The organism is Companilactobacillus sp. FL22-1 (assembly GCF_043951805.1).
GTDB lineage: Bacteria > Bacillota > Bacilli > Lactobacillales > Lactobacillaceae > Companilactobacillus.
The window spans coordinates 94856-118288 of the sequence record NZ_JBINJY010000010.1; the positions used below are offsets into that span (position 1 = coordinate 94856).

20 protein-coding genes and 1 pseudogene are annotated in these 23433 nt (G+C 37.7%); 12 read left to right on the forward strand and 9 right to left on the reverse strand.

Annotated elements, in window-relative coordinates; translation table 11 throughout:
* The first annotated feature begins 4 nt into the window (after nucleotides 1–4).
* Both phnX and phnW read left to right on the forward strand, forming a co-directional pair.
* A complete protein-coding gene (gene phnX / locus ACG72T_RS09635; RefSeq protein ID WP_395265992.1) occupies nucleotides 5–799 on the forward strand; it encodes a phosphonoacetaldehyde hydrolase in 795 nt (264 codons plus the stop codon).
* Nucleotides 793–1884 (forward strand): annotated as a pseudogene (gene phnW, locus ACG72T_RS09640) (2-aminoethylphosphonate--pyruvate transaminase). The gene phnX and the pseudogene phnW overlap by 7 nt, the downstream one beginning before the upstream one ends.
* Nucleotides 1885–1959: 75 nt before the next feature.
* On the opposite strand, the gene ACG72T_RS09645 reads toward phnW, so the two are convergent.
* Nucleotides 1960–2625 carry a phosphatase PAP2 family protein gene (locus tag ACG72T_RS09645; protein WP_395265993.1) on the reverse strand — a complete coding sequence of 222 codons (666 nt, stop codon included), beginning with the start codon at nucleotides 2623–2625 and terminating at the stop codon, nucleotides 1960–1962.
* 190 nt (nucleotides 2626–2815) lie between these two features.
* Here ACG72T_RS09645 and ACG72T_RS09650 point away from each other — a divergent pair, with 190 nt between their 5' ends.
* From ACG72T_RS09650 to ACG72T_RS09665, 4 genes are all read left to right on the forward strand, one after another.
* Nucleotides 2816–3064 (forward strand): hypothetical protein, encoded by a 249-nt coding sequence (locus tag ACG72T_RS09650; RefSeq protein ID WP_395265994.1) that lies wholly within the window; start codon nucleotides 2816–2818, stop codon nucleotides 3062–3064.
* Nucleotides 3065–3229: 165 nt separating this feature from the next.
* Nucleotides 3230–4168 (forward strand): DMT family transporter, encoded by a 939-nt coding sequence (locus tag ACG72T_RS09655; RefSeq protein ID WP_395265995.1) that lies wholly within the window; start codon nucleotides 3230–3232, stop codon nucleotides 4166–4168.
* Nucleotides 4169–4268: 100 nt separating this feature from the next.
* On the forward strand, nucleotides 4269–6029 hold the full coding sequence (locus ACG72T_RS09660; RefSeq protein WP_395265996.1) for a thiamine pyrophosphate-binding protein: 1761 nt from the start codon (nucleotides 4269–4271) through the stop codon (nucleotides 6027–6029).
* Between the two features lie 86 nt (nucleotides 6030–6115).
* A complete protein-coding gene (locus ACG72T_RS09665) occupies nucleotides 6116–6436 on the forward strand; it encodes a hypothetical protein (RefSeq protein ID WP_395265997.1) in 321 nt (106 codons plus the stop codon).
* Between the two features lie 31 nt (nucleotides 6437–6467).
* Here ACG72T_RS09665 and pstB read toward each other — a convergent pair whose 3' ends face one another.
* From pstB to ACG72T_RS09685, 4 genes are all read right to left on the reverse strand, one after another.
* Nucleotides 6468–7262, reverse strand: a complete 795-nt coding sequence (pstB, locus tag ACG72T_RS09670) for a phosphate ABC transporter ATP-binding protein PstB (protein WP_395265998.1) — start codon at nucleotides 7260–7262, stop codon at nucleotides 6468–6470.
* Between the two features lie 11 nt (nucleotides 7263–7273).
* The gene (pstA, locus tag ACG72T_RS09675; protein WP_395265999.1) at nucleotides 7274–8161 is read right to left on the reverse strand and encodes a phosphate ABC transporter permease PstA; all 888 of its coding nucleotides are present in this window, start codon (nucleotides 8159–8161) and stop codon (nucleotides 7274–7276) included.
* Nucleotides 8162–9079 carry a phosphate ABC transporter permease subunit PstC gene (gene pstC, locus ACG72T_RS09680; protein WP_395266000.1) on the reverse strand — a complete coding sequence of 306 codons (918 nt, stop codon included), beginning with the start codon at nucleotides 9077–9079 and terminating at the stop codon, nucleotides 8162–8164.
* Between the two features lie 75 nt (nucleotides 9080–9154).
* Nucleotides 9155–10057 carry a phosphate ABC transporter substrate-binding protein PstS family protein gene (locus tag ACG72T_RS09685; RefSeq protein WP_395266001.1) on the reverse strand — a complete coding sequence of 301 codons (903 nt, stop codon included), beginning with the start codon at nucleotides 10055–10057 and terminating at the stop codon, nucleotides 9155–9157.
* 391 nt (nucleotides 10058–10448) lie between these two features.
* Here ACG72T_RS09685 and ACG72T_RS09690 point away from each other — a divergent pair, with 391 nt between their 5' ends.
* Nucleotides 10449–11189: a winged helix-turn-helix domain-containing protein gene (locus ACG72T_RS09690; protein ID WP_395266002.1), complete on the forward strand. Its 741-nt coding sequence runs from the start codon at nucleotides 10449–10451 to the stop codon at nucleotides 11187–11189.
* A 105-nt stretch (nucleotides 11190–11294) separates the two neighbouring features.
* Here the strand turns inward: ACG72T_RS09690 and ACG72T_RS09695 are convergent, their stop codons facing one another.
* Complete coding sequence (locus ACG72T_RS09695; protein WP_395266003.1) at nucleotides 11295–13946, reverse strand: HAD-IC family P-type ATPase; 2652 nt, start codon at nucleotides 13944–13946, stop codon at nucleotides 11295–11297.
* A 381-nt stretch (nucleotides 13947–14327) separates the two neighbouring features.
* On the opposite strand from ACG72T_RS09695, the gene nagE reads away from it, so the two are divergent.
* Nucleotides 14328–16310, forward strand: a complete 1983-nt coding sequence (gene nagE / locus ACG72T_RS09700; RefSeq protein ID WP_395266004.1) for an N-acetylglucosamine-specific PTS transporter subunit IIBC — start codon at nucleotides 14328–14330, stop codon at nucleotides 16308–16310.
* A gap of 185 nt (nucleotides 16311–16495) precedes the next feature.
* Here the strand turns inward: nagE and ACG72T_RS09705 are convergent, their stop codons facing one another.
* Together ACG72T_RS09705 and ACG72T_RS09710 are read right to left on the reverse strand one after the other, a co-directional pair.
* The gene (locus ACG72T_RS09705; protein WP_395266005.1) at nucleotides 16496–17533 is read right to left on the reverse strand and encodes a PTS sugar transporter subunit IIC; all 1038 of its coding nucleotides are present in this window, start codon (nucleotides 17531–17533) and stop codon (nucleotides 16496–16498) included.
* 22 nt (nucleotides 17534–17555) lie between these two features.
* Nucleotides 17556–18494, reverse strand: coding sequence for a 2-dehydropantoate 2-reductase (locus ACG72T_RS09710; protein WP_395266006.1), 939 nt, complete (start codon nucleotides 18492–18494; stop codon nucleotides 17556–17558).
* A gap of 146 nt (nucleotides 18495–18640) precedes the next feature.
* On the opposite strand from ACG72T_RS09710, the gene ACG72T_RS09715 reads away from it, so the two are divergent.
* On the forward strand, nucleotides 18641–19321 hold the full coding sequence (locus ACG72T_RS09715; RefSeq protein WP_395266007.1) for a DUF4867 family protein: 681 nt from the start codon (nucleotides 18641–18643) through the stop codon (nucleotides 19319–19321).
* Between the two features lie 72 nt (nucleotides 19322–19393).
* On the opposite strand, the gene ACG72T_RS09720 is transcribed toward ACG72T_RS09715, so the two are convergent.
* Nucleotides 19394–20404, reverse strand: a complete 1011-nt coding sequence (locus ACG72T_RS09720) for a zinc-binding alcohol dehydrogenase family protein (protein WP_395266008.1) — start codon at nucleotides 20402–20404, stop codon at nucleotides 19394–19396.
* Nucleotides 20405–20562: 158 nt separating this feature from the next.
* Between ACG72T_RS09720 and ACG72T_RS09725 the strand changes: the two genes are divergently transcribed.
* The 3 genes from ACG72T_RS09725 to ACG72T_RS09735 all read left to right on the forward strand — a co-directional run bounded on the left by ACG72T_RS09725 (nucleotide 20563) and on the right by ACG72T_RS09735 (nucleotide 23428).
* Entirely contained in the window at nucleotides 20563–20913 is a 351-nt protein-coding gene (locus ACG72T_RS09725; RefSeq protein WP_395266009.1) for a winged helix-turn-helix transcriptional regulator, read from the forward strand.
* A gap of 683 nt (nucleotides 20914–21596) precedes the next feature.
* Complete coding sequence (locus tag ACG72T_RS09730) at nucleotides 21597–22568, forward strand: PTS sugar transporter subunit IIB (protein WP_395266010.1); 972 nt, start codon at nucleotides 21597–21599, stop codon at nucleotides 22566–22568.
* 44 nt (nucleotides 22569–22612) lie between these two features.
* The gene (locus ACG72T_RS09735; protein ID WP_395266011.1) at nucleotides 22613–23428 is read left to right on the forward strand and encodes a PTS mannose/fructose/sorbose transporter subunit IIC; all 816 of its coding nucleotides are present in this window, start codon (nucleotides 22613–22615) and stop codon (nucleotides 23426–23428) included.
* Nucleotides 23429–23433: the final 5 nt, after the last annotated feature.

A 23433-nucleotide genomic window follows, 5' to 3' on the forward strand; every position in this document is an offset into this window, starting at 1 on the left:
ATTTATGATTGAAGCAGTAATATTTGATTGGGCAGGTACGACTGTCGATTATGGCAGTTTGGCTCCAGTTATTGCGTTTAAAAAAGCTTTCAAAAAAGCTGGAATTGAATTAAGCGATGATGAAATCAGAGAAGATATGGGCATGGCCAAGTGGGATCATATCGGTAAGATCTTGCAGCTGGAAGATGTTCAAGATCAATGGAAGGAAATGTACTCCCGTACACCTAATACTGAGGATCGAAAGAAGATCTATGCTGATTTTCAAGAATCATTATTGCGCTATTTGAAAGATTACACGGAGTTGAAAACTGGAGTGTTGAAGACTTTTAATTACCTGAAAAATTATGGAATTAAAGTGGCCACAACTACCGGCTATACTGCGGAAATGATGGAGATCGTTCAGGATAAGGCAGCAGAATTAGGCTATGCACCAGATTTGGTAGTTACAGCTGAAGATGTTGATGGCGTTGGACGACCATCTCCAGCCATGATTCAATTCATTATGGACAAATTCAATATCGATGATCCTAGTAAAATAATCAAAGTTGGCGATACTTTGGTTGATATAGAAGAAGGACAAAATGCTGGCGTGAAAACGGTTGGGATAGTTGAAGGCAGTAGTTTGATGGGATTATCACAGGTTGAATTTAGTGAATTGAGTAATGACGAACAAATGGTTAAACGAAATGAAGCAAAACGTAAGTTTGAAGCGGTTAACGCTGACTTTGTGATTGACAGTATATTTGATTTAGTTCAAATTATTGAATATTTAAATGAATCGATGGATAAAAAATGGTAGAAAATTATTTACTTTTAACCCCCGGACCTTTGACGACAAGTTCAACAGTAAAACAGGCAATGAATTTTGATTATTGCACTTGGGATGAAGATTATAAAAAAATCACCCAGTCGTTTCGACATTCATTGTTGGAATTAGGCCAAGTTACGGCTGATGAATATACTGCTGTTCCCATTCAAGGTAGTGGAACTTATGGCGTAGAATCTGTCATTAGCTCAACTTTTACTTTGGATGATAAATTATTGATTGCCATCAACGGTGCCTACGGCAAAAGAATTAGTTAAATGGCAGATATTTATGGGATAGATCATGTTGATCTGGTAGTTGACGAAAGAGAACCAATTACTTTAGAAAAAGTAACGGAGTATCTTGATGAATATCCTGATATTACACATTTCGCAATGATTCATTGTGAAACTACCACAGGAATTTTAAATCCAATTGAAGAAATTATACCTTTCGTCCATGAACGTGGCATAGTGACGATTGTAGATGCTATGAGTAGTTTCGGTGGAATTCCAATTAATTTAAAAGCTGAAAAAATTGATTATTTGATCAGTAGTTCCAATAAATGTATTCAAGGTGTCCCAGGATTTTCGTTTGTTATTGCTAATAAACAATTATTAGAATCAACAAAAGGGTTGGCTCAGACCTTATCTCTTGATTTATATAGTCAATATGCGGAAATGGAACGTCATGATGGAAAGTGGCGCTTTACTTCACCAACGCATGTTGTACATGCCTTTGCACAAGCTCTCAAAGAACTATCTGAAGAGGGTGGTGTAATTGCACGTAACAAACGTTATTCCGACAACCAGAAGCATTTAGCCGAAGGGATGGAATCTCTAGGATTTAAAGTTCTAATTGATGAGAAGTATCAGTCACCAATTATTACATCCTTTATTTATCCGAGTGATGATTTTGATTTCAATCAGTTCTATCAAGAGTTGAAGCAAGATGGCTTTGTTATTTATCCAGGTAAAATCTCGCAAGTTCCAACTTTCCGTATTGGTAATATTGGTGAAGTTTATCCTGACGATATAACTAGATTATTGTCAGCAATTCAAACTATTATCACCAAATAAAAAAACAATCAGTTAAAGTCCAAATGCTGCTTAAAGTCTGATGACTTAAGTAGTTTGAACTTGCTGATTGTTTTTTTAATCTTCGGCGTTGTTTAATTTAAGCAGATTAGCTATTGAATCATAGTAACGTAGGTAAAGTAATTCTGAGCATTCCCACCAAGCACCTGCTAAAAGAGCACTGCCGAGAACATCGCTTAGATAATGTCCCCGTAAATATACTCTGGAAATGGCAACAATGATTAACCAAATTACCAACAAGATTTTAATGACTTGTTGAGTCGATGCATTTCGAATCATCGGTAGGATGAAAATAATTAAAGCTAAGATGACTAAGCTTGTTCCAAAAACATGGCCACTGGGGAAACTGTATCCCGAAGCTGGCAGCAATTTTGCTGTAGGACGAGGTCTTTTAACTGTGATTTTGACAAGGTAGGAAATGATATTACCACTAATCAATATAAATCCAATCCAAAGTCCGGCATCTTTTTTTCCGCTCCGATATAGGAAAATGGCGATAACTATTAAGTAAATTGCATCCATCGCAGGACTAGCCAAGGTGGTGATCATTGAGAACAGTTTCGTGTTGAAAGGAGAAACTAGACCTCCCAGAAGGTTTTGGGCTCCACCATCGATACTAGTGACAATTGAACTGTTCGTCAGAACTAATAGTTCTAAGAGAAAGAAAGCCACGATGTAGGCTGTGGCTAACCATTTGCGGTGATTTTTTGTTTTAAAAATCAAAATAAGAACTCCTTTGAAGCAGAATGTTAAGAAAACGATCCCTCAACATCTTCTTAAGGTTTGATTGTAATATTATTTTCATAATAATTACAGCAATTTACATATCATTTTAAAACAATTTTAATTGTACAAATAAATGCACTCTAAAATGATTTTAATGATATAATTTGTCTTACTAAAAAGGAGGCTTATGATGCTCACATTAATGGCAGCCAGTTCCAGCAGCTCAGCACCAATTTTACTTGCTGTTGGTGCGGCAATTCTCGTTATCATTTGGTTATTTATCAAAACGGGGATGGCACTACTTCATCATCCAATTATTGGAATTATCTTGATTCTCTTAGGAGTTTTAGGACTTTGGAATTATCTGATAATTGGGATTGGGGTAATTGTTGGGGGAATAGTTTTCTTGATTGCAGCACAATTCTTTAATAACTGATAATGTTCGAAGGTAGTTCAAAATAGCAACGTCTTTCGAGAATAAGTAGCAAGTAGCCTCTGATTTCAATATGAGATCAGGGGTTATTTATTTGTTCTGAATTCAAAAAATTGTTTTTCTACAGAAAGTAACTATCATAAAGGTCAAATTAATGGAGGTAAAAGTATGATGGCAATTATGATTGGCTTAATTATTGGCATTGGGTTGCCGATTCAAACTAGTATCAATACCAGATTAAGGCTTGCAGTCAAATCGCCATTTGTTGCCTCTTTAATCTCATTTCTTTTTGGTATGGTTTTCTTGGCTTTGCTGATTCTTATTCAAAAAAAGACTTTGTTCTTGTCTAGCCAAATGTTAATTCAGCAACCAATATGGATCTGGTTTGGAGGAATTTTAGGAGTTATATATTTGACCACTAATATTTTATTATTTCCTCATTTAGGAAGTATACAAACCGTCATTATGCCAATATTAGGTCAAATTTTGATGGGATTATTGATAGATAATTTTGGGTTTTTTGATTCTAAAGTGCAGCATCTAATGCCAATGAGGCTAGTAGGAGCGGGATTAGTTGTAATCGGTGTAGTAGGAGCCGTTTCTATTAATCAATTGTTGGCAAAACGCCAGAATAAAATTGCGTCATCCGTGAATAAGACACCGAACTTATGGCCTTATCGCTTAGTGGGAGTAATTGCTGGCATGGTCAGTGCTAGTCAGACTGCTATCAATGGTCATTTAGGTTTGATTTTAAACTCACCAATTAAAGCGGCCTTTATTTCTTTTGCTGTAGGTACCTTACTTTTAATAATTTTAGTGTTAATTTTGAGACCACAAGTAAGTTTAAATCAAGCTGGCGGTCGTAATCCTTGGTGGATGTGGTTTGGCGGTTTTATTGGAGCAGTATTTGTCTTGGGAAATGCTTATTTAGTGCCAATTTTAGGTACTGGTTTGGCCGTAGTGATTGTCCTAGTGGGGCTAATAATAGGCAGTTTGTTGATCGATCAATTTGGTTTGTTGGCCGCTCAAAAAAATACTGTAACTTTTGCTCAATTTTTAAGCCTTTTAGTCATGATTTTTGGAGTTGTCATAATTCGAGTGCTCTAGAATAAAAATCAATTAGTTGTATTTAAAGTTGGAATACTTCATGATAACGATTGCATAGAACATATTTATTTATGAATCCCTGAAAGGTAAAGTGAGTAAAATGACAAAAATGATAGCTGGACAAGCTTTAGTAAAAGTTTTGGAAGACTGGGGCGTTGACCACATTTATGGTGTTCCTGGTGGTTCAATCAATCATACCGTTGAAGGTTTATATTTAGAAAAAGATAAAATGAAATATATTCAAGTTCGTCATGAAGAAGTGGGCGCCTTGGCCGCTAGTGCTGATGCCAAATATACCGGAAAAATTGGTGTAGCTTTTGGTTCGGCTGGACCTGGAGCAACTCATTTGTTCAACGGATTATATGATGCCAAGATGGATCATGTTCCGGTTTTAGCTTTAGTGGGACAAGTGGGACAGGCAATTATGAACTTGAATTCATTCCAAGAGATGGATGAGATTCCCATGTTTGCGGATGTAGCCGTTTATAATCGTACTGTAACTAACGCTGAACAAATTCCCTATGTAATTAATCAGGCAATTCGTGAAGCATATCGTCAAAAAGGTCCTGCGGTGGTAATTTTACCTGAAAATTTAACTACTCAAGAGATTGATTATATTCCTACTAAAACTCCGAAAGTAGTTGAAAAAGCTTACACACAAACAATTAATCCAGAAGATATCAAGAATACTTTACAAATGCTCAAAGAAGCTAAACATCCTTTAGTTTACGCTGGTCGAGGTCTGTTAGGCGCCAAAGATCTACTAGCCAAATTCTCGGAACAGTTTAATCTACCAGTGCTGAATACCGTTCCCGCTACCGGGGTAATTAGCACTGATCATCCAAACTTTGTCGGAACATCAGGTCGTTTGGGCAGTAAACCTGGATTTGAGGCTGTTCATCATGCCGATCTGATTCTTCTCATTGGATCAGAGTTTCCTTTTGCTAGATCGTGGCCAAAGAATATCAAAGTTATCAACGTGAACGATAATCCATTTGATATTGGCAAAACAGTCGATGCTGACTATGCGGTGATTGCCGATGCCAAAACTTATTTGCAAAGTATGATCGATACCAAAGAAACTTTACCAGCAGGATTATGGTTAAAAGCGAACCAAGAAAATAAGGCTAACTGGAATCGCTGGCTTGATGAGCGTGCCAAGGATGACAGTCAAGGACTTAATGCCGAGACGGTCGTTAAGAAAATAGCTGAAATGGCTGGTCCTAATGATACTTATGGTGTTGATACGGGGAATGTCAGTGAATTCAGCGTTCGGGGACTGCCAATGAATCAGAATCAAAAATTTGCTATCTCTGGATTATTTGCCACAATGGGCTTTGGTTTGCCGGCAGGACTGGCAGGAGCATTGAGTTTCCCTGATGCACAAGCGTGGACTTTATCAGGTGATGGAGGCTTTTCAATGGTCGCACCAGACATCATTACTGAAGTTAGATATAATTTGCCGGTAATCAATGTAATACTTTCCAATGAAAGATTGGGATACATTTATTATGAACAAATAGCTACAAAACAACATCTGTACGGAGTTGACCTGACAGGTGCTGATTGGGCCAAAGTGACAGAAGGTCTTGGAGGAATTGGCTTTACAGTCAAGTCGATCAAAGATGTTGATGATGTGTTTGCCAAGATTAAAGACTTACAAGCTGCTGGCAATAAGAAACCAATTGTTGTGGACGCTCAGATTAGACAGATCGATCCGATTGCCACGAGTCTGGTTCAGCTAGATGCAAAGCTTTATGGTCAAGAGGCGGTCGACGCATATGCCAAGAGATATGAAATTGATCCTAAGACGCAACCAGCTTTAGGTGAATTATTACGAGCTCAAGGCGATAATGATTAATCGGCTTCATAATCAGTTTGAAATAGCTTAAAATGAAAGCGAGTCCTCGTTGACCCGCTTTTTTTAATATAATTTGAGGGATACTTATGTTGATTGAAAAAATTGAAGATTTGGCAAAAATGGTTGATCAAAAAGCAAGTAACTTTTTGGTTGCTGGGGCAGCGTTTGAATTTTGTGATGAAATCAGACGGTCTGAAATAATGGCTAGTGGCAATGAATGGTCGATCGTAACTACCCAAGGTTGGATGGCACTAGTTACGACTTTTAATCACAAGATTCACCGTGCTTTTATGAGTGCTGAAAAGATTAGCCGTGAAGATTTAAAAAAGCTGATCATTCGTGAATACATTATTAAGAAGACTAGTAATGCTGAGCAATATCAACTCGTTTTGAGAGCAAAAAAATAACGAACTCCGTTGATGGAGATCGTTATTTTTTTTAACCAAAGTTTCCAGAAACGTAATCTTCAGTTGGTTGGCGGTTAGGATTAGTGAAAATATTGACAGTTGAATTATATTCAATCACGTGTCCCAAGTGAAGAAAGGCAGTGTAATCACTAATTCGGGATGCTTGTTGAAGATTATGAGTAACGATGATGATAGTGTAATCTTTTTTCAAAGTCTGTAAGGTCTCTTCAATTTTAGAAGTTGAAATTGGATCAAGCGCACTAGCGGGTTCATCGAGTAACAAGATGTCTGGTTTCATGGCAATTGATCTAGCGATACAGAGTCTTTGCTGCTGACCACCGGAAAGGTCTAAAGCACTCGTATCAAGGTCATCTTTTACTTCATCCCACAAAGCAGCACCCTTTAAACTTGTTTCAACTCGTTCATCTAGTTCATGCTTATTTTTGACACCAGCATTTTTCAAAGCAATGGTAATATTTTCACGGATAGATTTGGCGAAAGGATTTGGCCGTTGAAAAACCATGCCGATATGTTGGCGAACTTCATAAACGTTGATTTTAGGACTGTTAATATCGAGGTCACGATACATGATTTCACCATCAACACGGGCGATACGGTCATTCATCCGATTTAAACAACGAAGTAAAGTCGACTTTCCACAACCGAAAGCACCAATCAAGGAAGTGATTTTATAACGGGCAAAATTTAAACTAGCGTCAAAAAGTGCATGATTGTCGCCATAATAGACCTGAAGGTTTTTAGCAGAGAGTGCTGTTTCTTCATTAATATCAGTAATGTATGAGTCGTTTAAGTTATATTCTTTCACAATTTAAGACCTCATTTCGAAGCAGTAATTTTACTGTAGAGTTTATTACCTAAGAAACGTGCTCCTAGGTTAAAAATCAAGATGACAATAATCAACACTGCTGAAGAGGCACTGGAGATAAGTGCTGAATCAGGGGTCACACTTTCAGTGTTAACTTTCCAAATATGAACTGCCAAAGTTTCAGCGGGACGCATTGGGTTTAAGAAACTGGTGGCAGAAAAGATGTTCCAGTTTGTATAGTCAACGGTTGGTGCACTTTGTCCAGCAGTGTAAATCAAGGCAGCGGCTTCACCAAAAATTCTACCAGCACTAAGGATCAACCCGGTTAAGATACCAGGTAAAGCTGCAGGCAAGACAATTTTAGTAGTTGTTCTCCATTGTGATAGGCCTAAAGACATCCCTGCTTCTCTTTGTAGGTCAGGCACATTGCGAAGTGATTCTTCAATATTACGTGTCAGTAATGGTAGATTGAAAAAGGTTAGAGCAATTGCTCCAGATAAGATGGAGAAACCTAGATTTAATTTGATAACGAAAACTAAGTAGCCAAATAGTCCAACCACAACTGATGGTAATGAACTTAAAACCTCGACACTGGTCCGGATCAAATTTGTAAACCAATTATCAGAAGCATATTCTGATAGATAAATACCGGCACCTAAACCGATTGGCAAGGAGACGATGACAGTCAGAACTAGGAGATATAGTGAATTGAATAATTGATCTCTGATACCTCCGCCGGCACTAAATGATTGTGCAGCGCTGGTTAGAAAATGCCAAGAAATATCAGGGACCCCATTGAAGAGAATATAACCCAAGAGGGCAATCAAAAGTAAAATGACGGCTGCAACGATTAGATGGATGATACCAGTTGCAATTTTGTCTATTTTTTTTGCATTCATTTAGAATTGACCTCTCTTTCCGATAAATTTAACGAGGAGATTTAAGAACAGTGACATCAATAATAAGATCAGAGCTAGTGACCAGAGAGCATTGTTTGGTAAAGTTCCCATAACCGTATTACCAATATCGGTAGTTAATTTACTGGTCAAAGTTGAAGCAGGTGAAATTAAGTTCTTAGGCATAAGAGCCGCATTACCGATGACCATTTGAACAGCGAGGGCTTCACCAAACGCTCTGGCCATTCCAAAGATAATGGCTGTTAAAATACCTGGGATAGCTGATCGTAAAATAACTTTGTAAATAGTTTGCCAACGAGTGGCACCTAGTGCCAATGAGGCTTGACGGTAGTAAAGAGGGACTGATTTTAAACTATCAACCGTCAATGAAGTGATAGTTGGTAAAATCATGACGAATAGCACTAAAGTACCAGCTAAGATACCAAAGCCAGTTCCGCCAAAGATTCCCCGGATGAAGGGAACGATTACGGAAAGACCGATGAATCCGTAAACAACTGATGGGATTCCAACTAATAATTCGATCACAGGCTGTAAAATTTTGGTTCCTCGTTTGCTTGAAAACTCAGCCATGAAAATGGCAACTCCTAAAGCAAAAGGTGTGGCTAAAAGAGCAGCTAACAAAGTGACGCTGAATGAAGTAACGATCATTGGTAGCGCACCTACGTCAGGATTACCTTTTGCATCTGTTGCTCCCGGATTCCAATTAGATTTGGTTAAGAAATCGAAAACACGTACATGGTTTTGAGTAAAAGTTGCTAAACCTTTAGAAGCGATGAAATAGAGGATACAAGCGACTAATAGAATAATTAAACCAATGCAAAGATAACAAATTCCTTTTCCAAAGTAGTCTTGAAAAGTGGCTTTGGATTTCGTCTGTAACTTTTTTTGAATGTGATCCATGGGGAATCACTCCTTTATTATAAAAAAAGAACCTTAACCAAGATCAGGCAAGGTCGAAGTTCTTTTCGCAATTATTTATTTTGAACTAACTGTTCCTTTTGAATCTTTTTGAACTTTCATATTGTGGATGCTGATGTAGCCCATGTCTTTAACTAATGAATCTTGAACATCTTTTGAGTTCATATAGTCAAGGAATTTTGAAGTTGCAGCATCAGGCTTACCATTTGTATACATATGTTCATATGACCAAATCTTCCATTTGTTTGATTCAACGTTATCGTCAGTTGGTTTTACTTTGTCGATAGAAATTGCTTGAATCTTATCAGTAATGTATGAGAATGCTAGATAACTTACGGCACCAGGAGTACTTTGAACAATCTTTTGAACTGTACCATTTGAATCTTGTTCTTGTGACTTAACTGCTTGATCACCTTTTAATACAGCAGCTTCAAAAGTTGCACGTGTACCACTACCTTTGGCACGGTTGATAACTGTGATTGTTTCATCCTTACCACCAACTTCTTTCCAGTTAGTGATTTTACCTGTAAAGATTTGTTTTACTTGGTCCATTGTTAGGTTCTTAACGTTGGCGTCTTTATTAACTACAGGAGCCATACCAACAACGGCAACCTTATGATCAACTAATTTCTTTGAATCAATACCTTGCTTTTCTTCAGCAAAAATATCGGAATTACCAATTGTTACTGACTTGTCTTGAACTTGGCTCAAACCTGTACCAGAGCCACCACCTTGAATTGTGATATTGACCTTACTGTTGTTCTTTTGGAAATTAGAAGCAGCTTTTTCAACTAAAGGTTGTAAAGCAGTTGAACCAACGGCAGTGATTTTACCAGAAACTGCACTACTTGTGTCCTTTGATGATGAAGAGCTACTCTTGCTATTATTACCACAGCCGGTTAAGACCAGCATTAAGGCGGCTACACCTAAAATTAATGAAATAATAGTTTTCTTTTTCATATTTAAGACCCCTATTCAAATTGTTGTTGATAAATTTTTTTATCTATTCTATCGAACACTTTAATAATAAGTGGAGTGTGTATAAAAAATGTTTATTTAATGTAAAGTTATTGTAAAGTGTGAATAAAATATACATACAATATGTAAACTTGCAAATGTAAGAAAGCAGGGGAACATGTATTATAAAAACATTTGTATCACGGTATATTGAAAGACAATAGTTAATTTGGGCAATGTAAATGACCAACTATATTTACATTGTTATAATCAAATTGTGATGTGGCTGTGGTTAGTGTTTATTTCAAGAATCTGTAAATTAAAGACAGCTTGAATTTTAATATTGTATAAGTTCAGCCCTGCAATATTAAATGCCAGGAAGGAAGTAGGGAACATGCAACCACTTGTATTGCTTAGCAATAAACTATCACTCTTTATTGAGATCAATGATTACTTCAATAACCAAGGCTGGTTTATTCGTAATATTACCGATCCAAGAGAAGTTGAAAAATTAGTTGAAAAAGAAAATATCGCTGGCTTATTATGGGATTTTTCGATTGCTGATTTAAAACAATCCTTGAAAATTTTGAAGTCAGTCCGCAGTAAAATTTCTGGTCCGATCATTGTTTTAGCACCTGCCAAAGAAAAGAAGCGCCGCTCATTGTTTTATAACATCAATATCGACAGTTTCATCACAAAGCCATTTGAATATCCCGAAATAGTTGCGAAAGTCAAACAGTTATTCTGGGTTTATGATAAATTTTCAATCAATCAGGATTCATCGACGGCAACTCAGCGAGAACTCAAGCGAGATACCGTTAAGTTCAACGATATCGTGATTGATTTCAAGCACTATCGAGTGACACATAATGGTTATGATCTGGGTCTAACGCCCAAAGAATTTAGTTTATTCTGGTATTTAGTTCAACATCGGGGCAAGGTCATGAGTCGTGATCAATTATTAGAAGGCGTCTGGGGATATGATTCGGCAGGGTCTAGTCGTACGGTCGATATTCATATTAGTCATCTGCGGGATAAGTTAGCTGAACGTTCAAAATTTCAAGATTGTATTAAAACAGTTCGGGGGTTTGGATATGTATTAGATAATGATTATCCTTTGGTGTCTGGAGGCTGAATCCATTAGTTTTAGATGTGTTCTTAAACTAAGTTATTTAATATCATGAAAACACAAGAGGCGGTACCAACTGAAAATCTTCAGTTAGTACCGCCTCTTTTTTTATTATCGAGCCATTTTTAGACGAATCAATTTATCGATCTCAGTAATAATCAATACAATTGCTCCGGCAGCAATAGCCATAGCCCATTCAGTTAAACCGATTGCTCCAGTGGAGAAGATCTCTTGCATAAATGGTACATAAGTTAAAATCAACTGCAAGATCAGCATCAAACCAACGAAGACAAAGACTTTCGAATTGGAGAATAGTTCTTTGGATAAAGCTAGTTTAGGAGTTCTGATATTGAATAGGTAGAAGATCTTACCAATGATCAAAGTGTTAACCATTGTCGTACTAGAAATGATTTCGCTGACGCCTTGATTATTTAAATAAATATCAATTATTAAACTGACGGCAGCGATCAAAAGCGCTACGTAAGTCATCTGGAAAACGTCATGACGATTCATCAATTTACTACCAGTTTTACGTGGCTTTCGTTTCATGATTCCAGCTTCAGCCGGTTCAAAAATTAAGGCAAATTGAATTGTGATGGCTGAAACCATATTGATCCACAATAATTGGGTCGGTTGGAGAGGAATTTCTTGTTTGGTCAATATCGCATAAGCAACGATCAGACCTTCAGAGAAAGAAATTGGTAGAAGATAGAGAATACTTTTCTTAATATTGTCAAAGATTCTTCGACCTTCTTTAATGGCAGAAGACATTGTAGCAAAGTTGTCATCTGTCAAAATCATATCTGCAGAGTCTTTGGCCACGTCGGTACCTTTGATACCCATGGCCACACCGATGTCAGCTCGTTTTAAGGCGGGAGCATCATTGACGCCATCACCTGTCATAGCAGTGACCTTGTTATTCTTTTGCAAAGCTTCGATGATTTCTAACTTGTTGCTAGGTGTTGTCCGAGCAAAGACTTGGTTGTTGTCAGCAGCTTGGATACGTTCTTCATCTGAAAGAGCATCCCATTGTGGACCAGTGATTGCATGGATCTCATCAGCAAGTCCTAATTTTTCACCAATTGATTTTGCAGTTATGGCATTATCACCAGTGATCATTTTTACTTGCACCCCAGCGCCACGCATAACTTTCAGTGATTCAATCACTTCTTCACGTGGTGGGTCGATGATAGCAGCGATACCTAAGAAGTTTAATCCATCGAGGATCATTTCGTGAGTAACTTCATTGGCATCTTTAGGAGCTGGTTCATAACCTACGGCAATAACTCGTTTACCTTCGGCTGAGAACTGTTGAACTTTATCTAACCAGTAATCGTAGTTAAATGAACTATCTTGTTTTTGAGCCATCTCTAACAACTTATCCGGTGAACCTTTTACAAAGAGGAATCGCTGTTGGTTTTTATCTTGAACTATTTTCCCGATGTAACGATAATCCGAATCGAATGGCAAAATATCGATTTCTTGGTAAGGATTCTCTTGTTCGTAAGGGAAGACTTTGTGATATAGGGTCAAGAAGGCACCATCAGTTGGTTCACCGTTGATGAGCCATTGATCATTTTCATGCAGTAAAGTTGTATCATTGGCTTGGTAGCCAGCTTCTAAGAATAGTTTCAAACGGTCATTGATTGTTGCGGGCTGGTTATTTTGAATGATTTTACCATTAGGCTGATAACCTGTTCCTGTAACTTGATAAATTTGGTCGTCAACAAGAATATCGGTAACTGTCATTTCATTTTTCGTTAAGGTACCAGTCTTATCGGTTGCCACCACGTCCACTGATCCAAGCGTTTCGACAGCTGGAAGTGTTTTGACGATAGTATTTTGACGCTTAGCCATGTCACTGACACCTTTAGCTAAAATAACTGAGGTTGTCGCTGGCATTCCTTCGGGAATCGCACCAACCATCATGGCCACGACTGCCAAGGATAATACAGGTAGAGAATATGTATCAAAGATCAATCCAATGATAAAAATTACCACTGAGGCCGCTACGATAAAGTACGAAACATTCGTTCCTAAACGGTCGATGATTTGCATCAACGGTGTTTTTCGTTGTTTAACGGCACTAACATCACTAGAGATCTTACCAATTTCAGTATCTTTAGCAGTAGCGATGACGATTCCACTACCACTACCATTAGTTACGGCAGTTGAGGCAAAGGCCATATTTCTTTGTTCTGCTAACGGTACTTCTTGGGACAGAGCTTCAGAAATTTTGACAACGGAGTCCGATTCACCTGTTAAAGCCGATTCTTGAATACGTAAGTTGTCGGAATCAATGATTCTTAAATCAGCTGGGACATTGTCGCCGGCTTCCAAAAAGACTGTATCGCCAACAACTAATTCTTCAGCGGGAACATCTTTTCTTTGTCCGTCACGATAAACGGTTGCCTCAATCGACAGCATTTGTTTAATTTTGTCCAGAGCGTCAGATGCGTTAGATTCTTGATAATAGCCAATAATCGCGTTGATGATAACTACCAAGAAAATAATGATCGAGTCGGAATAGTGGTGCATTAACAAGGTAATGATCGTTGCCGCAATTAAGACATAGATCACCATATTGTTGAATTGACGGAAGAAAATCTTCCACTTTGGCGTTTTTTGAGCTTCTAATTTATTTGGACCATTTTCTTCCAAGCGTTTTTGAGCTTCAGAAGTTGTTAATCCATCTTTAAATTCGTTTGTGTTATATCTTTCTTTTAAATTGTTAAATCCTAATTGATAGGGTTTTGGTTTCAATTGACATCTCCTCGTTTGTTTTTTAGGTTAAAAAAAAGCGCATTGCTAAAAAGTAATGTGCCAAACTCAGCTTCGAAGTCGATGCAAGAAATATATAAGATTCGTTTTCAGTTACTTTTCACTCCCTCAAGTATGTGTAGCTATAAAGATAACAGCTCTTATACATTATGTCAATATTAAAGAAACAATTAGATTTTTATAATGATACTTTTACTTCGGAATATACCAATCAGAAAATGGGATAGGCCAATAACTTTTTGAAAACGTTTAACTATCTTACATGACACATGAATTCATTAAAAACTATTGTTATCTACGAAGTATACCAGTATGATTGGATTCGTTAGAAAAAAGTTCTAATTAAGGGAGGAAAATAGGAAAATGAAAACCTATCTTCAAAGAATGGGCCGATCGCTTCAATTGCCAGTCGCAGTTTTACCAGCGGCAGCGCTATTAGAAGGTATTGGCCACTGGCTACCACAAAACTGGTCAATTGCACAGTTCTTACAAGTTGGTGGTACCGCCATTCTTAGTCAGTTGGCTTTGTTATTCGCGGTTGGTTTATCAATTGGAATGGCGAAAGTCAAAGATGGTGCAGCAGCGATGGCGGGGGTCGTTGCTTATATCGTGCCAATTTATGTTTTAGCACCGCAACAAGTAGCCCTCTTGAAGGGAATTAAAGTTAGTCAAGTTGATTCAGCTTTTAATGCTATCGCTGGAAATGTTTTTATTGGTATTATTGCTGGTTTGATTGCGGCAGCTTTATTTGATCGCTTTCATGAGACAAAGTTGCCAATGGCCTTGTCCTTTTTCAGTGGCAAACGCCTGGTACCTATCTTGGCTACTTTGGTAATGTTGATTATTTCAGTAATTTTATTATTCGTCTGGCCTGTATTATATGGAGCATTGATCTCCTTTGGTAAATTTATTGTCAACCTTGGCTGGATCGGTGCCGGATTATTTGGTTTCTTCAACCGTTTGTTGATTCCAACAGGATTGCATCAAGCGTTGAACCAAGTATTCGAGTTTAATATTGCGGGTATCAATGATATTGGTAATTTCTGGGCCAACAAAGGAACCAGAGGTGTAACCGGAATGTATCTAGCTGGATATTTCCCGGTAATGATGTTTGGTTTGCCTGCTGGTGCCTTAGCCATCTATAAAAATGCCTTGCCAGAACATAAGAAAACTACGGCTGGTTTGATGTTGGCTGGAGCCTTCGCTTCATTCTTTACTGGTGTTACCGAACCCTTAGAATTTTCATTTATGTTTGTTGCTTGGCCATTGTACGTAATTCATGCGGTCTTTACTGGTTTATCAATGGCTTTTGCTGCTTTTATGCACTGGACGGCTGGGTTTACTTTCAGTGCCGGATTAGTCGATTATATTTTAAGTTTCCATATGCCGATTGCAAATAAACCTTACATGTTGTTAGTGCAAGGTTTAGTCATGGCAGTTATTTATTACTTTGGTTTTGACTTTGCAATTCGGAAATTCAATCTGATGACTCCCGGTCGTGAGCCAGTGACCGAAGATAATTCTGTAGTAGCAGAAGTTTCAACTTCTTCAGCTGATGATAAATACATGATCATGGCTAAGAAGATTTATGCCGGTATCGGTGGTCATGATAATATTAGTGTTATCGACAATTGTACGACTCGTTTGCGTTTACAATTAAAGGATACGACTAAAGCCAACAAGGCTCAGATTATGAGTGCAGGTGTTGCCGGAGTAAATGTTTTAGATAAAGTTAATATTCAAATTGTCGTTGGAACGGAAGTTCAATTCGTAGCGGATGCTTTGAGTAAACTTTTTGCTGAAAATGCTCAAGTTGACCAAGCAAAGACAACTGAGTCCAAAGCAAAACCTCAAGCCGCTCCTGAATCTGACGTCAAGTCGGGAGAAACAGAAATCTTTTACAGTGTTGCCAACGGTCAAGTTGAAGACATTGAACAAGTAAGCGATCCAACTTTTGCACAAAAGATGTTGGGTGATGGCTATGCAGTGATTCCAACAGATGGTAAAATCACTGCTCCTGTTGACGGAACTATCACAACCATTTTTCCAACTAAACATACCTTAGGTATTAAGACGGCCGCTGGTTTGGAAGTCTTAGTTCATATGGGAATTGATACAGTTCAATTAAAAGGTGAACCTTTTGAAATCAAAGTTCAAGAAGGTCAAGTGGTTAAACATGGTGACCAATTAGCCCAGGTTGATTTAGATAAAATTAAGCAAGCTAAAAAAGCCACTGACATGATGGTGATCGTCACCAACATGCCAGCAGTTGCTTATATGAAATTTACTTTCAATGACCAAAATCGTGATGATAATGTTGCGGTACTAAAAGTCACTACAAAATAGTTGTTACACCCTTCATGATCCATTAAAAAAATAAATTTTTGATTAATTCCAAGTAGAATTCAACTTTTCTACTTGGATTTTTTTGTCTGAAATGTTAGAAGAATTTGGCAACAAAAAAGCAACCCAGCTTTTAATAGGCCAGGATGCTCAAGTGACTAATAAATTAAGTTGTTAATTTCTGTTCACTAACCTAAGAATTCAAAGACATCTTTACGATTGTACAGATGCAAGATTTTTTCCAGTAAGAATTGCAAAACAATTGCGACAATGACTGGTACGATAATCCAACTGATCAATAAGAGAATTACATTGAGACCGGCTTCTAATGAAGCTAATGGACCCACGAGTCCGACTAAACCAAAACCAGCCGAGGCAGGAGTTCCCGAAATATTGAATAGAGCGACTGGAATGGCAGAAATTGCGGCAGTGATGAGACAAGGAACTAAAATGATTGGTTTTCTAAAGAGATTAGGCATCATCATTTTCATAGCACCTAAAGCAATTGCAATTGTGACACCTGGTTTATTAACTCGCCAAGAATTTACTACTAAAACGATGGTTGTGGCAGCTACACCCATAGCAGCTGCACCAGCAGAAATACCGTTTAACTGAATTGCCATACCGATAGCAACGGTTGAAATCGGTGAAATGATCAAGGTAGCAAAAGCACAACTGATCAAGATACACATGAAGATTGGTTGCAAGTTAGTGAAAGAATTTATCCCATCACCAATGGCCTTGGTAATATCAGTTACGAATGGATAGAGATAAAAGCCAATTAATCCAGCCCCGACACCGACAACGATAGGTGTTAAAACGATTGCGACCGAACCAAATTTCTCGCCGATCAAAAGGATCATCCCTACGGCAATGGAGGCTGTCAACATCGTATTGATAATATCGCCTGTACCGGCACCAATATATGCTTGAGCTTTCTCGTTAAATTTAATAACACCAGAACCAACGAAGGAAGCTCCACCAACTACCATCATCGGCATTGGTTTGAAACCAAATTGCAGCGCAATCAACGCTCCAATCAAAAGTGGTGTTCCTAGTTGAAAAATGAGTGCCATTTGTCCAATGGCTACGGCAAAAGGATTATTGCCAAAAATTTTTAGGATAGCAGCTAAAACAGCGTTTGGAATCAATCCAATGATAATACCAGTAGCGGTTCCAGATAGAACTTTGTTGAGAAATACTTTTGCTGTTAGTTTGTTATTCATAATAAATCCCCTTGTTAGTTAACTATTTAGCGCCTAGAATATCTTCTTTACAGTGAATCAATTGTGTTAATAAGTCACAATATGGAGTAGGCAATTGGTATTTTTTACCTTTTTTAGAAACAGCACCGTTAATATAATCAATTTCCGTCAAACGGTGGTTGTTGATCAAGTCTTGATACATTGATGGGTAATGTTTACCGATCGTCTCTGGATCAAAACAAGATTCAACATGTTCAACAACTTCTTTGGTATCTAAGTTGACCCCTTCAGCTTGGGCGACGGCCGCAAATTCATTGACGACTGTTACTACGATATCGTGAGCTGGTTTTGTTGCTCCAAATTCAGCCATGTTGACATCGAGTAGGGTGCAAAGACAATTCATCGTGCCATTGACGCAAGCCTTACGATAGATTGAATAATGAATATTATCGGAATATTTGGCATTCAAACCAGACTCTGAAAGGACCTCAGCCAATTTCTGAGCGGCAGTTTCTTGACCCTGACCAAGATTTTGCAATTCAACTGAACCATTGCCGAATAATTTTACTTGTCCTGGACCAACCAAGCCAGCTGTCCACATAGTGTTTCCGATAAAGATATTTTTCATAGGGATGTACTTTTCGATCGTATCTTCATGTCCAATACCGTTCAATAGACAAAGAATCTTCGTATCTTCTGAAATTAGTGGCTTGATATCTTGCAACATTTTATCCAGCTGCATGGACTTAGTGAATAAAATAATTAAATCAGCTTTTTTGGTTGCTTGAATGTCAGCTTGAAGCATAACGGGAATATTGACCGTGATGTCCTCACCGTTGAAGTTGGCTTTTAGACCATGTTCTTTAATGGCGTTGACGTGATCAGGCCAACCGTCGACAAGTGTTACATCATTGCCGCCTTTGTGGAGCATGATTCCAAAACGGCTACCCATAGCACCCGCACCCGCGATAATTACTTTCATAGTTTTTTCTCCTTAGATTTAATGTAAGTTCATTATACTTGATTCAATGTGAAAAAAGCTACAAACATTTATGTCACTATTGACTAAAACGTTTTCAAATGTTAGATTATGTTTGAAATAAACATAAGCAAACATGGGGGAACAGCATGAGTTCATTAACAGAATTTCAAAAATTAAATCCAGAATACAAGATCCTCTCAATTGATGATCCAGATTTCAAAAAGTACGGTAAAGTTTATACAAATTACGATATTAAAGAAGTAACTGACTTTATGGATAAGAATGTTAAAATTTCTAGTCCAGCAAACTTCTACACACCATCGAACAAAGGATTAGAAGCAATTCCAGTTATTCAAGAAATGGGCCGGGATATTTACGCTAACTTGCCAATTGAAGCTGGTGAATGCACTGGTCAATCAACAAACTTCTCCGCCATCGAATATCACCAAGGTAGCGAAACTAATATTATGTTGACTGATGTGATCATGGTCTTGGGTCAACGTTCAACACTTGATACAAAAGGTGAATACAGTCCTAGTGAAGATGGACAAACATTCTTTGTTCCCGCTGGTACAGTAGTTGAATTTTACAGTTCAACTTTGCACTATGCACCAATCAAAGTTCATGATTCAGGCTTTTCAATCATCGTTATGTTGATCAAAGGCTCAAATGAAGAACTTCCAGCTGACTTCAAGAGTGATAACAAACGGATCGTTAAACAAAACAAATTTCAATTAGTAGATCCTAGTCGTAAAGACAAGATTGCTATTGGGGTTCAAGTTGGTTTGACTGGTAAATTGATCGAAATGACACCATTAGATAAATAGAAAACTGAAAAAACTCATCAACTTATATTAAAAAAAGTTGATGAGTTTTTTTATGCTACTTATATAAAGCAGTTAATTGTGAACAACAATTTTGCCGATCATATGATTAGTTTCGACCAATTGATGGGCTAATTTGAGATTTTTAACGTTGATCGGCGTCAATTCTTTCGTCAAAGTACTCTTAATAATACCTGTATCTAGTAATTCGGAAACTTTGTCCAATATCTGGTGCTGTGTGATCATGTCGGGTGTTTGATAATAAGATTTTGAATACATCCATTCCCAGACAAAAGTAGCTCTTTTTTTGGTCAACCTTTTCAAATTAATGGGACGTTTATTTTCGGTTATTGAGGTGATACGACCACCCGGTTTGATCAATTCGGCCATTTCACTCCAATGTCCATCGAGATCGTTCAATTCTAAAATATAATCAACGTATTTATATCCTAATTGATGGACTTCTTTTACTAAATCACGACGATGATTGACAGTTTGATCAGCGCCGTGTTCTTTCACCCAACGAATCGTTTCAGGACGGGAAGCACTGGCAATAACATTTAGACCTGCCAAATGGGCAAGTTGAGTAGCAATTGAGCCGACGCCACCAGAACCGTTGATGATCAAAATAGTCTTGCCTTGGTTATCAGCTTGATAGTCGATCGCTAGTTGCTCAAACAAGGCTTCCCAGGCAGTTAAAGATGTTAATGGCATAGCTGCAGCTTGTGCAAGTGAGATGTTTTTTGGAGCCCGACCAGTAATGCGCTCATCAACTAGTTGGTATTGACTGTCGCTACCAGGACGAACGAATGAGCCGGCATAGAAGACTTGGTCGTCAGGTTGGAAGAGACTCACTTCTTCGCCGATAGCTACGACCGTTCCCACTGCATCCCAGCCAATAATTTTAGGCCGCTGCAAGACCCCATGACCAGATTTTCTAACTCCGACATCGACCGGATTGACGGAAACAGCTTGAACTTTAACCAAAAGATCATGTCCTTTGGCGGTAGGAGTAGGTGTTTCAAATTCGATCAAACTGTTTGGATCTGTGATTTTCAAATGTTCCTTAAAACCGATTGCTTTCATATCACTAACTTCCTTTCAACTAAAATTCTAGATTAATTTAGTTTAGAAACAATTCTGAATAATTTGTGAGTAGTTACAAATTATTCAGTAGTCGAAATATTTGTAAAAGAATCGTGGTCATTGTAATTTAGTATTATTAATAAAAGGTAGGTTTTCACATGCAAAGACACATTTATGACTGTCAAACTGGCTGTCCGGTCGAAAGCACATTGCAATTTATCGCTGGTAAATGGAAGAGTGTGATCTTGTACCACTTATATATAGAAGAAACTTGTCATTTTGGACAGTTAAATCGTGAAATTTCGGCCTGCTCACAACGAATGTTGGCTCTGCAATTAGGGGAGTTAGAGCAAGATGGAATCGTGAAGAAAACTACTTACCAGACTAAGCCGCTGAAGACTGATTATACGTTGACAGAATTTGGTAAAAGTTTACAACCAGTCATCATGGCAATGGCAAAATGGGGAGAACAGTATAATAAAATAGCAAGTACAAAAGTAGGCGACTAAGGGTCGTCTATTTTTGTGGTTTCAGTAGGTTAATTTAATATGTATTCATTAAAAAAATTTTTTTTTGAAGATTAAGGGAATTACTAAAAAAATATTTTACTAAAAATGGACTATATAACTGGTACCTACCACTTTCTGTAAAATATTATTATTTTAACAAATGAGTTTTATCGAAAAAAATTGTTGAATCGTTTGTAACGAGTTGTTATTCAAAAAAAACAAATGAAAAATCATTTGATTCAATTCTCAATCTTTTTTGATTTAGATGAAAATGCTGATATAAGAGCAATTTAAGCCCGCTGTAATTGAAAACGTTAGAATATAGTCATTACTTTCATTTATCGAAATGGCAATTTTTTAACTGTAAATTTGTCAACTTTTTTTGACTAAATAATACCTATTTTTTAAAAATATTGATTTCACAGTGCTGCAAGAAGAACCAAAATCGTTAAATATAAACCAGAAAAATTATTTTAAAAGTTTAATTTTGTTTTATTTTGTCACTTTTTGTTAAAAAGGCTGTTTTTTTTCTGAAAAAATGATATTATGTAAGGGTTCACATGAAGGGTGAGCTCTATTAAAGCGGTTTATTTAGAAATTATTCTATTTTTATTGTCAATATGACCTGAAATGGGAGGTCAAAGTAAGCGCTTTAATGACATAAAAATAAAGGAGGATTAAACATGGTTGGAATTGTTATTGCAAGCCATGGTGACTTTGCTGATGGTATCAAGATGTCTGGGTCAATGATTTTCGGTGAACAAAAAGATGTTCAATCCGTAACATTGCAACCTAGCATGGGTCCTGATGATCTTAAGGCAAAACTGGAAGAAGCTGTTTCTTCTCTAAGTGATCAAGAACAAGTATTGTTCTTAGTTGATTTATGGGGTGGAACACCATTCAACCAAGTGAATGGTTTGTTCGAAGCACATAAAGATAAGTGGGCTATCGTTGCTGGTCTCAACTTACCAATGTTGATTGAAGCTTATGCTTCACGTCTTTCAATGAACTCAGCACAAGAAATTGCTGCTCATATCATTGAAACAGCAAAAGATGGTGTTAAGGTTCGTCCAGAATCACTACAACCTAAGGAAGCTCCTAAGGCTGCAGCTAAACAAGCACCTACAGGTGGTCAACCTGGTTCAATGGAATATGTTTTGGCACGTATCGATACACGTCTATTGCATGGTCAAGTTGCTACTGCATGGACTAAGACTACAAACCCAACACGTATCATTGTTGTTTCAGATAATGTTGCTAAAGATGATTTGCGTAAACAAATGATCATGCAAGCCGCACCATCAGGTGTTAAGGCTCACGTTATCCCTATCGACCAAATGATCAAGATTGCTAAAGATGATAAACACTTTGGCGGTCAACGTGCACTATTGCTCTTCGAAACACCACAAGATGCTAAGAGAGCAATTGATGGGGGCGTTCCATTGAAGACAATCAATGTTGGTTCAATGGCTCACTCAGTTGGTAAAGTTCAACCTAATAAGGTTTTAGCTTTTGACCAAAACGATATCGATACTTATAAGGCTATGGAAAAAGAGGGCATCAAGTTTGATGTTCGTAAAGTTCCTACAGACGCAAAAGATAATCTTGATGCCATCATGAAGAAAGCTCAAGACGAACTTAATAAAGAAAAATAATTTAATACATATATGTTTGAGAAATTAAACGGAGGATTATAATCATGCAATTGAATGTTATTCAAATGATTTTAGTCGTTATAGTATCTTTCTTAGCTGGTATGGAAGGTATCTTGGATGAATTCCACTTCCATCAACCAGTTATTGCTTGTACTTTAATCGGCTTAGTTACAGGTCAATTATTACCATGTCTTATCCTTGGTGGTTCATTACAAATGATCGCCTTAGGTTGGGCTAATATCGGTGCTGCCGTAGCACCTGATGCTGCCTTGGCATCTGTTGCTTCAGCTATCATTCTTGTTCTTGGTGGTAAAGGTAAAGCTGGTGTTACTTCAGCTATTGCCATCGCCGTTCCTTTGGCTGTTGCCGGATTGTTACTAACAATTTTGGCTCGTACATTGGCAACTGGTATTGTTCACATTATGGATAAAGCTGCCGAAGAAGGTAGTTTTAGGAAAATTGAATTGTGGCAATATATCGCTATTGCTATGCAAGGTGCACGTATCGCTATTCCTGCTGCTTTGATCCTAGCAATTGGTGCTGGTCCCGTTAAAGACATTCTTAACGCTATGCCTAGTTGGTTAACTGATGGTCTTGCCGTTGGTGGTGGTATGGTTGTTGCCGTTGGTTATGCAATGGTTATCAACATGATGGCTACTAGAGAAGTATGGCCATTCTTCGCAATTGGTTTTGTGTTAGCTACAGTTACACAATTAACACTTATTGGACTTGGTGCTATCGGTATTTCTATCGCACTTATCTACTTGAAATTGGAAAAATCAGGTGGTAACGGTGGCAACGGTGGTGGAGGAAACTCTAACACTGGTGATCCAGTCGGCGATATCATAGATAACTACTAAGAGGG

What these genes read in the sequence shown, in the direction of transcription:
- phnX (WP_395265992.1), top strand. Translation starts at nt 5, where the DNA reads ATGATTGAAGCAGTAATATTTGATTGGGCAGGTACGACTGTCGATTAT.
- ACG72T_RS09655 (WP_395265995.1), top strand. Translation starts at nt 3,230, where the DNA reads ATGATGGCAATTATGATTGGCTTAATTATTGGCATTGGGTTGCCGATT.
- ACG72T_RS09685 (WP_395266001.1), bottom strand. Translation starts at nt 10,057, where the DNA reads ATGAAAAAGAAAACTATTATTTCATTAATTTTAGGTGTAGCCGCCTTA.
- ACG72T_RS09720 (WP_395266008.1), bottom strand. Translation starts at nt 20,404, where the DNA reads ATGAAAGCAATCGGTTTTAAGGAACATTTGAAAATCACAGATCCAAAC.
- ACG72T_RS09725 (WP_395266009.1), top strand. Translation starts at nt 20,563, where the DNA reads ATGCAAAGACACATTTATGACTGTCAAACTGGCTGTCCGGTCGAAAGC.
- ACG72T_RS09715 (WP_395266007.1), top strand. Translation starts at nt 18,641, where the DNA reads ATGAGTTCATTAACAGAATTTCAAAAATTAAATCCAGAATACAAGATC.
- ACG72T_RS09660 (WP_395265996.1), top strand. Translation starts at nt 4,269, where the DNA reads ATGACAAAAATGATAGCTGGACAAGCTTTAGTAAAAGTTTTGGAAGAC.
- nagE (WP_395266004.1), top strand. Translation starts at nt 14,328, where the DNA reads ATGAAAACCTATCTTCAAAGAATGGGCCGATCGCTTCAATTGCCAGTC.
- ACG72T_RS09730 (WP_395266010.1), top strand. Translation starts at nt 21,597, where the DNA reads ATGGTTGGAATTGTTATTGCAAGCCATGGTGACTTTGCTGATGGTATC.
- pstC (WP_395266000.1), bottom strand. Translation starts at nt 9,079, where the DNA reads ATGGATCACATTCAAAAAAAGTTACAGACGAAATCCAAAGCCACTTTT.
- ACG72T_RS09710 (WP_395266006.1), bottom strand. Translation starts at nt 18,494, where the DNA reads ATGAAAGTAATTATCGCGGGTGCGGGTGCTATGGGTAGCCGTTTTGGA.
- pstA (WP_395265999.1), bottom strand. Translation starts at nt 8,161, where the DNA reads ATGAATGCAAAAAAAATAGACAAAATTGCAACTGGTATCATCCATCTA.
- ACG72T_RS09735 (WP_395266011.1), top strand. Translation starts at nt 22,613, where the DNA reads ATGCAATTGAATGTTATTCAAATGATTTTAGTCGTTATAGTATCTTTC.
- ACG72T_RS09705 (WP_395266005.1), bottom strand. Translation starts at nt 17,533, where the DNA reads ATGAATAACAAACTAACAGCAAAAGTATTTCTCAACAAAGTTCTATCT.
- ACG72T_RS09690 (WP_395266002.1), top strand. Translation starts at nt 10,449, where the DNA reads ATGCAACCACTTGTATTGCTTAGCAATAAACTATCACTCTTTATTGAG.
- ACG72T_RS09650 (WP_395265994.1), top strand. Translation starts at nt 2,816, where the DNA reads ATGATGCTCACATTAATGGCAGCCAGTTCCAGCAGCTCAGCACCAATT.
- ACG72T_RS09665 (WP_395265997.1), top strand. Translation starts at nt 6,116, where the DNA reads ATGTTGATTGAAAAAATTGAAGATTTGGCAAAAATGGTTGATCAAAAA.